The sequence below is a fragment of the Actinacidiphila sp. bgisy145 genome, from assembly GCF_057708125.1.
Map to the genome: position 1 here is coordinate 282,188 of NZ_JBYIRL010000001.1, position 13,852 is coordinate 296,039.

Consider the following 13,852-nt stretch of genomic DNA (forward strand, 5'->3'; position numbering starts at 1 on the left):
CTCTCCCCGCCCCGCGCCGGTACCACAACGTCCCGCCGGATCACGGCTGTTAGCCTGCCCGCATGACGCATCCGCTGACTGTCGCCTGGCCGCCCGACCCGATCAGGACCGCGCGGCTGGTCCTGCGCGCACCCGAAGCGCGCGACCGCGCGGCGTTCGTCGAGCTGCTGGCCTCTCCGGAGGTGCACACCTACCTCGGCGGGCCGCAGCGGCGGGAGGAGTTGGAGCGGGAGCTGCCCGCGGTGCCCGAGGAGTGGCCGGGGAGCTTCGTCGTGGAGTGCGGCGGGGAGATGATCGGCCAGATCCTGATGCGACGCAGCGCCTCCCAGCGCCCCGCGGCCGCGGGGAAGGCCGACCTCGGCTACCTGTTCCTGCCGCGGGCCTGGGGGCAGGGGTACGCCGCCGAGGCGTGCACGGCCGCACTCGGTTGGTTGGAGGGCGCGCTGCCCGGGGAGGCGGTGGTGCTCGCCACCCAGACCGCGAACCTCGGCTCGATGCGGCTGGCGGCGAAGCTCGGCTTCACCGAGGTGGAGCGGTTCCACGCCTGGGGCGCCGAGCAGTGGCTCGGCGAGCGCCGCCCGGTCGGCGGGGACGCCGGCGGCGCCGTCAACGCGGCGTCAAGCGCTGGGTGAGGAAGAGCGCGGCGCGGTCCAGTGCCTCGTCGGCCTCGTCGAGGAGGCCGGTGAACGCCTGGAAGACGTGCGGCACGCCCGCGGTCACGTCGAGGATGACGTCCACGCCGGCCTCCCGGGCGCGGGTGGCGAGGCGGGTGGCGTCGTCGAGCAGGATCTCGTTCGTGCCGACCTGGAGCAGGATCGGCGGGAAGCCGGTCAGGTCGCCCGACACCGCGGGGCTGAGCAGGGGTTGGCGCGGGTCGGCCCCCGCGAGGTACATCGCCCCGGTGTACTCCACGCCCGCACGGGTGAAGACGGGGTCGGCGTCCTCCTTGCCGTCGATGCTCGCGCCGGTGCGGGTGGCGTCGAGCCCGGGGGAGAGCGCCAGGAGGGCGGCGGGCAGCGGCAGTCCGGCGTCCCGGGCGGCCAGGCAGGCGGTGACGGCCAGCCCGCCCCCGGCGGAGTCCCCGGCGAACACGACGGAGGGCGCGGGCGTGCCCGCGTCGAGCAGGGCGCGGTAGGCGGCCACGGCGTCCTCGATCGCGGCCGGGAACGGGTGCTCCGGCGCGAGCCGGTAGTCCACGGAGTACGCCGGGACGCCCGTCCTGGCGACCAGGTTCCCGGTCAGTGACAGCGCGGTCCGGGGCGAGCCGGATACCCAGCCGCCGCCGTGGAAGTACAGGATCGTGCCGGCGCGCGGCGGGCCGGCCGGGTCGACCCGCAGCACCGGCCGGCCGCCGAGCGTACCCGGCGCGGTGCGGATGTCCGGCGGCACCGCCATGGTGGCCATCAGCTTCTCGAACCCGGCGCGGATCTCCTCGATCGGCTGGGGGCCGGCGGGCTGCGGCCGCCGCAGCATCGCATCGATCCGGGCGCGTTGCTCAGTGCTCATGCGTATGCTCCCTCATAGAAGTAGCCCAGGAAGTATCTTCCAAAGAACTATATGCCTAGGAAGTTAAATGTCCAACGGTGACCGCCGCCACCTGCTGCCCGGCCTCTTCTCCGACCTGGTGCGCTGCGAGACACGGCTCTACAACGCCCTCGGCGAGCGCCTGAAGGCCGAACACGCCATCGTCACCTCGCAGTTCGAGCTCCTGCGCCACCTGCGCGACCACCCCGGCGCGCGCGTCGCCGACATCGCGGCCGTCTTCGCCGTCGGGATCGGCGCCGCCAGCAAGAGCGCCGACCGCCTGGAACGGCAGGGATGGGTCGAGCGCCGGGCCAACCCGGCCGACCGCCGCTCCTCCCTGCTGGCGCTCACCGACTCCGGCGCGCGCCTCACCGAGGCCGCCGAACGCACCTTCGCCGACGCGCTGGACGGCCTCGTCGGCGGCGTGCTCGACGCCGCCGCGCTGGCCGCCGTGGGCGACGGCCTCGCGGCGCTGCGCGCCGCACTCGAGGACCGGAAGGCCGGCACCCCCGCCGGCTGAACGGCCGGCCCGCGGCTCGAGGACCTGCCGCTCGGGCGCCGCCGCTCAGGCCCCGTCGCCCTCCTCGTCGCCCGGCCACAGCTCGTCCGCGCGCAGCGCGAGGTCCTGGAGCAGGTCCGCCGAGGACACGTCCGTGCGGCCCGCGTCATGGACGTCCGCCAGTTGCAGGAAGATCAGCGAGAACGCCCCGGTCAACCGCTCGATCACCGGGCTGAGCTGCACGCTCAGCGCCTCGCCGATCTCCCCCGGGCTGGCGTCCGCGGGGAACTCGATCGTCGGCATCGTCTCGTTGAGCAGCGCCCGTACGTTGTCCCCCGAGATGTCCTGCCGCTCGGGGTCCTCCGCCAGCAGCACCTGCATCTGCCGGGCCTCGGTGAGAATCCCGATGATCCGGCGCACGAAATCGCTGTCCTTCATGCCCGGAGCGTACGCCGCCCCCCGCCCCACCACCCCCACCCGCGACCCCATGTCGCCCCCGCGCGCCCCGAGGCCGCCTCGGCCGGGCGGGTGCGGTCAGGCCGGGGTCGGGGTGGGGAGTTCCATGACGGTGCTGCGGTAGGTCTTGCCCGGCCACTGGATGGTCTCGCGCGGGACGAAGCCCCACGCGGTGTAGATGCCGATGAGGTGGGCCGCGGGCAGCGCGGTGTCCACGCCGATGTGCGAGGCGCCCTCGGCGTGGGCCCGTTTGCGGGCGACCGCCCACAGGCGGGAGGCGAGCCCGCGGCCGCGGTCGGCGGGGTCGACCGCCATCTGGTTGAGCCAGGCCCGCCCGGGCGCGGCGGCGGTGGGGCTGAGCAGCCGCAGCGGCTCGTGCGGGGGCAGCGTCATCGTCAGGGCCGCCGCGATGCGGGTGCCGTCCACCAGCAGCCAGGACGCGCCGGTGTCCGCACGGCGCAGCGTCGTCTGCTCGGTCTGGTCCACCGCGGTGAAGTTGAGCCCGCCCGCGCCCAGTTCGGCGTAGGCGCGGTGCAGCATCGCGGTCAGGTCGGGGGCGTCGGCGGGTTCGAACGGGCGCAACCGGTACATGACCTCCACCGTAAGCCGGGCGGGCGGCGGAGTGTACCCGCGGGGGCGCACCGGGGGCGCGATGGGGTGTTCGTCCGGGTTGGCCCGCCGATGGACCGTTAGGGTCGTCGGTAGCCGGGAACGGACAGGGGGCGGACAGGGAACGGATCGGGCCGCCCGCGCAGGCGGGACCCGGCGGGACGAGAGGGACGGCACGTGCGGCTCGTACGGTGGACGGACGGCAGGGCCCGGTGGCTGCGCCGGGGCCGCAACCTGCTGCTCGCGGCCGTGCTGGTCGCGGTCGCCGGCGCCGCCGGGATCTGGCTGGCGGTACGGCTGACCCCCATGCAGTCCGTCGCCGCGGCCGGGCAGAACGTCCAGGTCGGCGCCGTACAACCGGACCTGAGCCGGTCCGGGCCCGGCGAGCTGAACCTCTTCGGCGAGGCCATCCCGACCCAGCCGCGCTTCGACGGGCCGATCCGCCCCAAGCTGATGCTCTCCCACATCACCCTCGACTCCCAGGTCGACCAGGCCTTCCACGCCGACGGCGACAACGCCCTGGTGCCGATGCTCAGCCGCCAGCTCGCCGCGGGCTGGAAGCGCTACTGCATCTGGGAGAGCCTCGTCGCAGCCGGCTGCGCGGGCGTGATCACCATCGCCGTCGCCGGGATCGGCCGCACCTCGCCGCGCACCATGCTGACGCTGCTCGCGGCCACACTGGTGACCGTCAGCGCCGCCAACGCCGCCGGCGTCTACCTGCTCGCCTCCGGCACGCCCCGCGCGCTGCGCCAGGTGCACACGCTCGACGACCTGGTCGGCCGCACCCGCGCGGCCCCGGTGCCCGCCGCCAAGGGGCCCGCGCTGCCCGGCATCCACGCGGTGGTGATCGGCGACTCGACCGCCGCCGGCATCGGCAACCCGCTGGTGCCCCACCCCACCGCGCTCGACCGCACCTGCGGCCGCAGCTCCGACTCCTACGCCGAGGACCTCGCGGCCGCCAACCGCTGGAAGGTGCTCAACCTCGCCTGCCAGGGCGCCACCGTCAGCGACGGCATCCTCGGGGTCCAGGTGCGCGGCGGGAAGGTCGCGCCGCCGCAGCTCGCGGTCGCCCAGCGCGCGACCGGCGCGTCCGCGGTGATCGTCAGCATCGGCGCCAACGACATGAACTGGGGGCTGCTGACGGGCCTGTGCGCGGCCGCACCGGTCTGCGACGACGACGCGTCCACCGCGTACTTCAAGGAGGAGCTGGCCGGCTTCACCCAGGACTACCTGGACCTGCTCGAACAGCTCGCCGCGCTCCCGCACCACCCGGCGGTGGTCCTCAACGAGTACTACGACCCCTTCGGCCCGGACACCGCGTGCCTGGCCAAGGACGGCATCACCCGGGAGAAGGCCGACGTCCTCGGCTCCCGGCTGTCCGACCTCAACGCCGTGCTGGAGCGCGGCGCCGCCACCTTCCACTTCGCCGTCGCTCGGCCCGGGTTCACCGGGCACCAGCTGTGCAGCAAGCAGCCGTTCGTGCAGGACGCCGCCGGGAAGGCACCGCTGCACCCCACCGCCGCGGGCGAACTGGCCATCGCGCTCGCCGACCAGCAGGCGCTCGACGCGATCGAGGCCGACCGCGCCGCCCACCCCGACCGCGCCGCCTCCCCGAACCCGACGCCGTCCACGCCGACGACTCCGTCCACGCCGACCACGCCGTCCACCCAGAGCCCGCCGCCGAGCCCGTCGGGCACCGCGGCCGCCTCGCCCGGAGCGACCGGCGTCACCGTCCCGGCGCCCTGAATCCCCGCGTACCGCGCGTGCGGCGCCCGCACACGGGTGCCGTATCGTCACCTGGAGCGTGTCGCGGCTGTGCCGCGCCGGTGGCCTCCGTATGGCCTGCCGGTGCGGGAGATGTGTGGCAAAGATCACTCGCCTCACCCAATGTGACGGTGTCTGGGCCCGGTCGCCGCGGGCAGGCGCCCACCGGGGCACCGGTGCCCGCGACTTGGGGACCGGCGCCGCGACGGGTACGCTCCGTGACCACGTGGGACGCGCCGAGATGTCCTCCCGGTATCGGTAGACGGACGTTTTGGTGTCCGATGTAGTGTCGGGCGAGTCGCCCGGCGCGCTGCCGGATCGTTCGGGAAGTTCGGGAAGAGAGATCGACCGCATGCTGCTGGCGTATCCGCCGAGCCTGCCGAGCCAGTCGCCGCGCGGGCGACGGCCGGGACCTGCACCGACCTGTCACCGCCCGGCCGGTGACCGGGCACGTCGGCGGGCCGCGGCCGGCGCCGGGGGTGCCAGGTGACCGCCACCGCGGAGGGCTCCACGAGCCCTGTGGCCGCCGCCGATCCGGACGAGCGGCCCGCCGCCGTACGGCGCTTCCCGCTGCTGCCCGCCCGGATGCGCCCGCGCAACCGGCCCCGGCTGCTGCTCGAACTCGCCTTCACCGTCGCCCTGTACCTCGCCTACAGCCGCACCCGCCGCTACGTCCCGCGGGAGAAGACCCAGGCGCTGCACCGCGCCCGCGAGGTCCTGCACTTCGAGCGGCTGCTGCACGTCGACTTCGAGCTGAGCCTCAACCACGCGGTGGACAAGGTCAGCTGGCTGACGGTCGGCATGAACTACTACTACGCCACGCTGCACTTCGCGGTCACCCCCGCGGTGCTGATCTGGCTGTATGCGCGCCGCCCGCAGCACTACCGGGCGGCCCGCACCGCGCTGTACACCGCGACCTGCCTGGCGCTGGTCGGCTTCACCTTCTTCGCGCTGGCGCCGCCGCGGTTCCTGCGGTCCGAGGGCTTCATCGACACGATCGTCGCCCACCACACCCACGGCTCCTGGGACTCCGGGCACGTCTCCACCGTCTCCAACCAGTACGCGGCGATGCCGTCGGTGCACATCGTCTGGTCGGCGTGGTGCGGGCTGACGCTGTTCTTCCTGGCGCGCTGGACCTGGCTGCGGGTGCTCGGCATCTGCTACCCGCTGGCGACGTTCGTGGTGATCATCTCCACCGCCAACCACTTCTTCGCCGACGCGGTGGCCGGTGCGGTCACCCTCGCGATCGGCTTCTTCCTCCAGCGGCTGCTGTTCGGCCGCCGCGCCTACCCGAGGCTGCGGGCCTCGGGCGGCGCGGACGGACCCGCGGACGGCGACGGCTACCTGGCGTCCGTACCCTCGGCGCGCGGGGCCGCGGACGAGCCGTCGGACAGCGGCAGGTGGGGGAAGCGGAACTCGGTGCGGCTGCGGTAGAGGCCGTCGGGCCGCAGCACCGTGCTCGGGTACTCCGGCCGGTTCGGCGCGTCCGGGTAGTGCTGCGTCTCCAGGCAGACCGCGCCGTGCCGCCCGTACGGCCGGCCGTCCGCGCCCTTGAGCGCGCCGTCCAGTGAGTTGCCGGTGTAGACCTGGATGCCGGGTTCGGTGGTCCACACCTCCAGGCAGCGCCCGCTGGCCGGGTCGGTGAGCCGGGCGGCCGGCAGCGGCGGCCGGCCCGCCTCAGGGGCGGCCAGCACCCAGCAGTGGTCGTAGCCGCCGGCGTCGGTGAGCTGCACATGGGACTCGCCGATGCGCTCGCCGATCGGGTGGGCCGCGGTGAAGTCGAACGGGGTGCCCGCGGTGGGCTCGACCGGGCCGAGCGGCACCGACTGCGCGGAGACCGGCAGATAGGCGGCGGAGTGCAGTTGCAGGGTGTGGCCGAGGATGTCGCCGCTGCCCGCGCCCGCGAGGTTGAAGTAGGCGTGGTTGGTGAGGTTCAGGTGCGTGGCCCGGTCGGTACGGGCCCGGTAGTCGATGCTCAGCGTGCCGTCGGGGGTCAGCCGGTAGACCACCTCGACGTCGAGCGCGCCGGGGAAGCCCATGTCGCCGTCAGGGCTGTGCAGGGTCAGCCGCAGCGCCGCCGCGTCCGGGCCGTTGCCGTCGGCCGGCCCGGCCTGCCAGACCCGGCGGTCGAAGCCGTCCGGGCCGCCGTGCAGGGCGTGGCCGCGGTCGTTGAGCGGCACCTGGTGGTCCTGGCCGTCCAGGGTGAAGCGGCCGTGCGCGAGGCGGTTGGCGTAGCGGCCGACGACCGCCCCCAGGTAGGGCTGTTCGGCGGTGTAGTCGGCGAGCGTCGGCAGGCCGAGCACCACGTCGGCGGTGCGGCCGGCGGTGTCCGGCACCGTCAGGGAGCGCAGGACGGCGCCGTAGGTGAGGACTTCGGCGCGCACCCCGGTGCCCGAGTCCAGCGTCCAGCACTCGACGGCGTCACCTCCCGGTGCGGTGCCGAAGGGGGCGCTGCGCAGGGCGGCGGTGGAAGCGGGCGCGGGGGAGTGAGAGGGCATGGTCATCCTGTGACGAGGGTCGGTGGGAGGGCGTGCCGCCGCCTGGCCGCGGCACGCGGACGGCGTGGCCCGGCGGCGGTCGGGCGGGACTGGTGGTGGGCGCGGCGGTGGGCCCGGTCGAGGTCGCCCTCGGCCCGAGCCTACCGGGGTGCCCCCGGCGGCCCGGGGGCGCTCCCCCGGATACGGACCCGCCGCGCAGGCCGTGACCTGCGCCGCAGGCCGTGACCTGCGCCGCAGGCCGCGACCCCAGGCCGTGTCCGACACATCCCGGCTGGCTGACGGGGGGCCGGCACGCATGCTCTGCCCCGGCCTTCGGCGGGAGGCGCCCCCGGCGTTGCCGGTCGTCGGCGCGGCCCGCTGCGCTCTGTTCCCCGGAGCTTCGCCTGGGAACGACCCACCCTCCGCCGTGCGATCGCGGGGCACCTCCCCTGCCGAAGGCCATGGGGGCGCGCCGGCCCCGGTCAGCCCCCGCCCTTCGGGCGGGACGACGCTATGTGTCGGACACGGCCTAGCTTCTTCGCACCGACGTCGACTCGCGGACGATCAGCCGGTAGCCGGGGAGGATACGGCGGGGGCTGGGGGGTTCGGTGCCGCCGGCGATCGTGATCCGCTCCACCAGGCAGTCCACCGCCAGTTGGGCCAGCGCGCCCTTGTCCGGGGCGACCGTGGTCAGCGAGACCATGCCGAAGCGGCTCTCCTCGATGTCGTCGAAGCCCACCACGGCGATGTCCTCGGGCACCCGCAGGCCGCGTTCGACCAGGGTGCGCATCGCGCCGAGCGCGATCAGGTCGTTGTAGGCGAACACCGCGTCGGGCCGGTCCTCGCGGTCCAGCAGCGCGGCCATCGCCGCGGCGCCGTCGGCCCGGTCGTACCCCTCGGTGGCCGCGACCATCGACTCGTCGGGGGCGAGCCCCGCGCCGGTGATCGCCTCCCGCCAGCCGCGCAGCCGCAGGTGGGCCGGCTGCCGCGCGCTCTCCCGGCGGGCGCCGAGGAACGCGATCCGGCGCCGGCCGATGTCCAGCAGGTGCCGCACGGCGCTGCGGGCCGCCCCCACGTTGTCGATCATGATGTGGTCGTACGGGGCGTCGTACTCCCGCTCGCCGAGCAGCACCATCGGCGGGCCCTCCGGGCGGGAGAGCAGGTCCTCGCTCTCCAGCCGGATCGGGCTGAGGATCAGCCCGTCGATGACGTGCGAGCGGAACCCCTGCGAGACCAGCACCTCCTTCTCGCGCAGCCCGGCGGTGTGGTCGAGCAGCACCGTCAGCTCGTGCCGGGCCGCCGCGTCGATCACCGCGCCGGCCACCTCCGCGAAGTAGGGGTTGCCGAGTTCGGGCACCGCCAGCGTGATGATGCCGGTGCGGCCCTTGCGCAGGTGGCGGGCGGTGAGGTTGGGCCGGTAGCCGAGTTCGTCGATCGCCTGCTGGACCCGCCGTCTGGTGCCGGGCGTGACGTGGGGGTAGTCGTTCACCACGTTGGAGACTGTCTTCACGGACACGCCGGCGCGCAGCGCGACATCCTTCAGGCTGACGCCCACGGAAATCCTCTCTCGGTCGGACCGGTTGCGTCGCGGTCCGGCTCGGGTCGGTGCCGGCCCCCGGTCCGCGGTGGTGCCGCCCCGCTGCGGCGCGGCGGCCTCACTCCAGTTGCTGGGTCCGGCTCAGCAGTGTCTGTAGCAGTACCACGACGGCCAGGAAGCCGCCGTTGACGGTGTCGGTGAAGGCCGATCCGTACTGCGAGAAATAGTGGTCGATCAGATTGTGGATCACCGCCAGCAGCAGCACGCCGCTGACCGTGCCGCCGACCGAGCCGGCGCCGCCGGTGAGCAGGGTGCCGCCGATCACCACCGAGGCGATGGCGGTCAGTTCGTAGCCGACGCCGATGGTGGTCACACCCGAGCCGAGCCGGGCGCCGCCCAGCGCGCCCGCGCCCGCCGCCAGGGTGCCGGACAGCAGGTAGACCAGCACCTTCGCCCGGGCGACCGGCAGGCCCATCAGCCGCGCCGCGTGTTCGTTGCCGCCCAGCGCGGTGAGGGTGGCGCCGAACCGGGTGCGGGTCAGCAGCACCGCGCCGAGCGCGAAGAGCGCCGCCACGATCAGCACGGGGGTCCAGGTGCCCGCGCCCAGGTGCCGGAACCAGGAGTGGGCCGGCACCAGGTAGGTGGTGGCGCCCTCGTTGGTGACCGCCTGCAACAGCCCGCGCAGGCCCAGCAGTCCGACGAGCGAGACGATGAACGGCGCCATCCGCGCGTACGCGATCAGCAGCCCCTGCACCGTGCCCCAGACCGCGCCGACCGCCAGCGGCAGCAGGATCGCCAGCCAGGTGCCGTGCCGTGAACCGTAGGCGCCGAGCACCCCGCCGAGCGCGAACATCGAGCCGACCGACAGGTCGATGCCGCCGGTGATGATGACGAACGTCATGCCGAGCGCCAGCAGCCACACGAAGGCGTTGTTGCCGAGGATGCTGCTGATGTTGTTCCAGGTCGGGAAGGTCGAGGAGGTCGCCGAGGCGATGACGACCACCAGGACCAGCACGGCCAGCGCGCCGTGCCGCTGCACCTGGGAGGCGATCCGCTCGCGGACCGGGACCCGCGCGGCCGGCCCGTCGTCGGGCACGGCGGGCGGCGGCGGCACCGCGGACGGCTGGAGGGCGGTGGAAGTCATCGGGTCCCTCGCTCCTGGGAGGCGTACACCGCGAAGCAGATGATCGCGGCCTCGACGATCTGGGTGTAGGAGGTGTGCACGTTGTGCTGGGTGAGCACCGCGGTGATCAGCTGCATGAACAGCGCGCCGGCGACGGTGCCCAGCACCCGCACCCGGCCGCCGGACAGCGGGGTGCCGCCGACCACGACCGCGGTGATGGCGTCCAGTTCCATGTTCAGGCCCTGGTTGGCCGGGTCGGCCTCCGCGCCGTGGCCGACGATCAGCACGCCCGCGAGCGCGGCGAGCACACCCGACAGGATGTAGACGGTGATCAGCACCCGGCGTACCGGCAGTCCGGACAGCCGGCTCGCCTGCCGGTTGTCGCCGATGGCGACGAGCTGCCGGCCGAAGGTGGTGCGCCGCACCAGCAGCCCGGTCAGCAGCGCGCACACCCCGGCGATCCAGGCCATCTCGGGGACCCCGCCGACGGTGCGCGAGCCGAGGTCGACCAGCCCGGACTGGGTGATCGGCTTGGCCGAGTTGCCGTTGACGATCTCGGCCAGGCCGCGGACCCCGATCATCAGCGACAGCGTCGCCACGATCGGCTGGACCCGGGCGAAGGCGACCATGGCGCCGCCGAGCGCGCCGGTGGCCGCGCCCAGCAGCAGCGCGACCGCGAGCGCGGCGAACAGGCCGTACCCGGCGTACAGCGGCACCACGGAGGCGGCCAGCGCGATCGTGGCGCCCACCGACAGGTCGATGCCCTCGGTGCCGATCACCAGGGACATGCCGAGCGCGACCAGCAGGGTCGGGGCGACCTGGTACAGCTGCACCCGGATGTTGCTGGTGGACAGGAAGTTCCCGTCCAGGCCCACCGCGACGGCGAACAGGACGACCAGCGCGGCGTACACGCCGTACTGCTGGAGCAGCCGCAGCAGGCGGCCCCGGTCCAGGGCCGCGCCCGGCCAGGTCAGGGAGGTCATGCGGGGGTCTCCTTCGGTGCGGCGGGCGGGGCCTGCTCCGGCGCGGTGGCGAGCGCGTCCAGCAGGCCGTCCTCGGTGACGTCGTCCCCGGACAGGTGCCCGACGACGCGGCCGTCCTTGAGGATCACCACCCGGTCCGAGCCCTCGATCAGCTCCTCCAGGTCGGAGGAGATCAGCAGCACGCCCAGCCCGTCGCGGGCGAGTTCGTCGATCAGGCCCTGCACCTCGGCCTTGGCGCCGACGTCGATGCCGCGGGTCGGCTCGTCCAGCAGCAGCACCTTCGGGTTCAGGCACAGCCAGCGGGCCAGCAGCACCTTCTGCTGGTTGCCACCGGACAGGTCGCCGACCTTCTGGTCCGGGCCGGACGCCTTGATCCGCAGCCGCTCCATGAAGAACGTGACGATCTCGTCCTGCTTGGCCTGCGAGACCAGCCCCGCCCGGGACAGCCGCGGCAGCGCGGCGAGCGAGATGTTCTCCCGCACCGACAGGTTCGGGATCACCCCCTCCGCCTTGCGGTCCTCCGGCAGCATCACCACGCCCGCGCGGATCGCGGCGGCCGGGCTGCGCCGGTGCATCGCGCTGCCCTCGACCTCGACGGTGCCCTCCTCGGTGGCCAGCGCCCCGATGACCGCCTTGGCGGTCTCGCTGCGGCCGGCGCCCAACAGCCCGCCGAGGCCGACGACTTCACCGGGGTGCACATCCAGCGAGACCCCGTGCAGTTTGTGGCGGACCGTCAGATCCCTTGCGCGCAGCAGGGGTTGGCCGTCCTGGCGCTCGTGTCCGTCGGAGTCGAAGGCGGTGGTGCCCTTGTCGCGGACCGCGGACATCTCCCGGCCGAGCATCAGCGACACCAGCTTCAGGCGCTCCAGGCCCGCGATCGGGCCGGTGTGGACCACGCGGCCGTCGCGCATGACGGTGACCTGGTCGCACACCGCGTACAGCTCGTCGAGCCGGTGGCTGACGTACACCACCGCGATGCCCTGCTCCTTCAGGCCGCGGATCACCGAGAAGAGGGTCTCGACCTCCTTCGGCTCCAGCGACGAGGTCGGCTCGTCCATGATCACCACGCGGGCGTCGATCTGTACCGCCCGGGCCAGCGCCACCATCTGCTGGGCGCCCAGGCCCAGGGTGCGCAGCGGCCGGGTGACGTCGACCCGCACCCCGAAGCGGCCCAGCTCCCGCGCCGCCTCGCGGTTCATCCGGCCGTGGTCGACCAGCCCGAAGCGGCGCGGCTCGCGGCCGAGGAAGAGGTTGCGCGCCACCGACATCAGCGGGACGAGGTTGACCTCCTGGTAGATCGTGGAGATGCCGGCCGCCTGGGCCTCCAGCGGGTTGCGGAAGTCCCGCTCCCGGCCGGCGAGGCGTACGGTGCCGGCGTCGGGGCGGTGCACGCCGGTCATCACCTTGATGAGGGTGGACTTGCCCGCGCCGTTCTCGCCGATCAGGGCGTGCACCTCGGCGGGCCGCAGCGTGAAGTCCACCTCGCGCAGGGCGTGGACGCCCGCGAAGCTCTTGTCGACCCCGGCCACCTCCAGGATGGCGGCGCTGCGGGGGTCCGGGTCCTGCTGGACCAACGTCTTCCTCCTCGTGGGGAGTTGTGCGCAACGGCTGGGCGTGGGGGCGGTACGCGGCGGGGCCGGGCCACAGGCAGGCCCTGGCCCGGACCCGGCCGGACCGCGCGGGGCGTCAGTACACCAGGCCCTGGGCGAGCGCCTGCTTGGCGTTGTCCGAGGTGAAGTGGCCGTCCTTGATGATGACGTCGGCCGACACGCCGGCGGTGCCGTAGAAGTTCTCCAGCGACGAGATGGCCAGCGGGCCGAACCGCGGGTTGGTCTCGATATCCGCGACCAGCGCGCCGGACGCGACGTCCTGGACGGCCTGCTGGGTGCCGTCGATGGAGACGACCTTGATGTCCTTGCCCGGGGTCTTGCCGGCGGACTTGATCGCCTGGAGCGCGCCGAGCGCCATCTCGTCGTTCTCCGCGTAGACCGCGTTGATGTCGGAGTGCGCCTGGAGCAGCTGCTCCATCACCTTCTGGCCGTCGGTCTGGGTGAAGTTGGCGGTCTGCGAGGCGACCACCTTGATGTTCGGGTACTTCTTCTTGACCTCGTCGTTGAAGCCCTTGGTGCGGTCGGTGGAGACGTTGTTGCCCGGGGTGCCGGTGAGGACCGCGACGTGGGCGGTGCCGCCGGTCGCCGTGCCGAGGTCGTCGGCGGCGATCTGGGCCTGCCCGTAGAAGTCCGAGCCGATGAAGGAGATGAAGTCGCCGCAGGCGGTGCCGGTGACGGTGCGGTCGATGGTGAGCACCGGGATCTTCTTCGACTTCGCCTTGGCCAGCGCCGGGCCGAGCCCGTCGGAGTTCTCCGGCGCCACGATCAGCACCTTGGCGCCCTGCGCGATCATGTCCTCGATCTGCGAGTTCTGCGCGTTGACGTCCGCGTTGGCGTTCCGCTCGATCAGCTTGACGCCCTTGGCCTTCGCCTCGGCCTCGATGCTCTTGGTCTCGGTGGCGCGGAACGGGTTGCTGGTCGACTCGGACTGGGAGAACCCGACGATCGTCTTGCCGTCGGTGATGTCCAGCTTCGGCACCCCGCCGCCGTAGGTCTGGTAGGTGCAGGCGGTACCGCCCGAGGCGGTGGGGGAGTCGGTCTGCTGGGCGGCCGCGGTGTTGCCCGAGGCCGCGGCCTTGTCCGAACCGGACGAGTCGTTGCCGGAGTTGGTGCAGGCGCTCGCGGCGAGGCACAGGCCGACGGTGAGCACCGCGGCAGCGGTTCTGGCCCGGAAGGAGACGTTCATGCGCCGATCACATCCTCGTGGATACGGGAAGAAACAGGGGGCGGAGCGCAGAGGTGCAGTGCGGAGCGGGGGCGGCACGAAGAC

Annotated in this window: 13 protein-coding genes; 4 read left to right on the forward strand and 9 right to left on the reverse strand. The window is 73.6% G+C overall.

The window, feature by feature from the left end:
* Positions 1–62 precede the first annotated feature (62 nt).
* Complete coding sequence (locus tag AC3ERT_RS01080) at positions 63–632, forward strand: GNAT family N-acetyltransferase (protein WP_435172223.1); 570 nt, start codon at positions 63–65, stop codon at positions 630–632.
* On the opposite strand, the gene AC3ERT_RS01085 is transcribed toward AC3ERT_RS01080, so the two are convergent.
* Complete coding sequence (locus tag AC3ERT_RS01085; RefSeq protein WP_435172225.1) at positions 607–1,506, reverse strand: alpha/beta hydrolase; 900 nt, start codon at positions 1,504–1,506, stop codon at positions 607–609. The genes AC3ERT_RS01080 and AC3ERT_RS01085 overlap by 26 nt on opposite strands.
* A gap of 67 nt (positions 1,507–1,573) precedes the next feature.
* Here AC3ERT_RS01085 and AC3ERT_RS01090 point away from each other — a divergent pair, with 67 nt between their 5' ends.
* The gene (locus AC3ERT_RS01090) at positions 1,574–2,044 is read left to right on the forward strand and encodes a MarR family winged helix-turn-helix transcriptional regulator (RefSeq protein WP_435135965.1); all 471 of its coding nucleotides are present in this window, start codon (positions 1,574–1,576) and stop codon (positions 2,042–2,044) included.
* Positions 2,045–2,089: 45 nt separating this feature from the next.
* Here AC3ERT_RS01090 and AC3ERT_RS01095 read toward each other — a convergent pair whose 3' ends face one another.
* Together AC3ERT_RS01095 and AC3ERT_RS01100 are read right to left on the reverse strand one after the other, a co-directional pair.
* Complete coding sequence (locus tag AC3ERT_RS01095; RefSeq protein ID WP_435135963.1) at positions 2,090–2,461, reverse strand: hypothetical protein; 372 nt, start codon at positions 2,459–2,461, stop codon at positions 2,090–2,092.
* 96 nt (positions 2,462–2,557) lie between these two features.
* Positions 2,558–3,070: a GNAT family N-acetyltransferase gene (locus AC3ERT_RS01100; protein WP_435135961.1), complete on the reverse strand. Its 513-nt coding sequence runs from the start codon at positions 3,068–3,070 to the stop codon at positions 2,558–2,560.
* Between the two features lie 195 nt (positions 3,071–3,265).
* Between AC3ERT_RS01100 and AC3ERT_RS01105 the strand changes: the two genes are divergently transcribed.
* On the forward strand, positions 3,266–4,834 hold the full coding sequence (locus AC3ERT_RS01105; protein WP_435172227.1) for a GDSL-type esterase/lipase family protein: 1,569 nt from the start codon (positions 3,266–3,268) through the stop codon (positions 4,832–4,834).
* A 504-nt stretch (positions 4,835–5,338) separates the two neighbouring features.
* Positions 5,339–6,286, forward strand: a complete 948-nt coding sequence (locus AC3ERT_RS01110; RefSeq protein ID WP_435172229.1) for a phosphatase PAP2 family protein — start codon at positions 5,339–5,341, stop codon at positions 6,284–6,286.
* Here the strand turns inward: AC3ERT_RS01110 and AC3ERT_RS01115 are convergent.
* The 6 genes from AC3ERT_RS01115 to AC3ERT_RS01140 form a co-directional block, all read right to left on the reverse strand.
* Positions 6,193–7,350, reverse strand: a complete 1,158-nt coding sequence (locus AC3ERT_RS01115) for an aldose epimerase family protein (protein WP_435172230.1) — start codon at positions 7,348–7,350, stop codon at positions 6,193–6,195. The two genes, AC3ERT_RS01110 and AC3ERT_RS01115, sit on opposite strands and share 94 nt — an antisense overlap.
* Positions 7,351–7,858: 508 nt before the next feature.
* Positions 7,859–8,884 carry a LacI family DNA-binding transcriptional regulator gene (locus tag AC3ERT_RS01120; RefSeq protein WP_435172232.1) on the reverse strand — a complete coding sequence of 342 codons (1,026 nt, stop codon included), beginning with the start codon at positions 8,882–8,884 and terminating at the stop codon, positions 7,859–7,861.
* Positions 8,885–8,984: 100 nt separating this feature from the next.
* On the reverse strand, positions 8,985–10,010 hold the full coding sequence (locus tag AC3ERT_RS01125) for an ABC transporter permease (protein WP_335983010.1): 1,026 nt from the start codon (positions 10,008–10,010) through the stop codon (positions 8,985–8,987).
* Positions 10,007–10,972: an ABC transporter permease gene (locus AC3ERT_RS01130; RefSeq protein WP_335983011.1), complete on the reverse strand. Its 966-nt coding sequence runs from the start codon at positions 10,970–10,972 to the stop codon at positions 10,007–10,009. Before AC3ERT_RS01130 ends, AC3ERT_RS01125 begins: the two co-directional genes overlap by 4 nt.
* A complete protein-coding gene (locus AC3ERT_RS01135; RefSeq protein WP_435135952.1) occupies positions 10,969–12,546 on the reverse strand; it encodes a sugar ABC transporter ATP-binding protein in 1,578 nt (525 codons plus the stop codon). Before AC3ERT_RS01135 ends, AC3ERT_RS01130 begins: the two co-directional genes overlap by 4 nt.
* A 112-nt stretch (positions 12,547–12,658) precedes the next feature.
* Positions 12,659–13,768, reverse strand: coding sequence for an ABC transporter substrate-binding protein (locus tag AC3ERT_RS01140; RefSeq protein ID WP_335983015.1), 1,110 nt, complete (start codon positions 13,766–13,768; stop codon positions 12,659–12,661).
* Positions 13,769–13,852 lie beyond the last annotated feature (84 nt).

Coding starts and splice junctions, on each gene's coding strand:
- AC3ERT_RS01080 (WP_435172223.1), top strand. CDS start 63: ATGACGCATCCGCTGACTGTCGCCTGGCCGCCCGACCCGATCAGGACC.
- AC3ERT_RS01085 (WP_435172225.1), bottom strand. CDS start 1,506: ATGAGCACTGAGCAACGCGCCCGGATCGATGCGATGCTGCGGCGGCCG.
- AC3ERT_RS01090 (WP_435135965.1), top strand. CDS start 1,574: ATGTCCAACGGTGACCGCCGCCACCTGCTGCCCGGCCTCTTCTCCGAC.
- AC3ERT_RS01095 (WP_435135963.1), bottom strand. CDS start 2,461: ATGAAGGACAGCGATTTCGTGCGCCGGATCATCGGGATTCTCACCGAG.
- AC3ERT_RS01100 (WP_435135961.1), bottom strand. CDS start 3,070: ATGTACCGGTTGCGCCCGTTCGAACCCGCCGACGCCCCCGACCTGACC.
- AC3ERT_RS01115 (WP_435172230.1), bottom strand. CDS start 7,350: ATGCCCTCTCACTCCCCCGCGCCCGCTTCCACCGCCGCCCTGCGCAGC.
- AC3ERT_RS01125 (WP_335983010.1), bottom strand. CDS start 10,010: ATGACTTCCACCGCCCTCCAGCCGTCCGCGGTGCCGCCGCCGCCCGCC.
- AC3ERT_RS01130 (WP_335983011.1), bottom strand. CDS start 10,972: ATGACCTCCCTGACCTGGCCGGGCGCGGCCCTGGACCGGGGCCGCCTG.
- AC3ERT_RS01140 (WP_335983015.1), bottom strand. CDS start 13,768: ATGAACGTCTCCTTCCGGGCCAGAACCGCTGCCGCGGTGCTCACCGTC.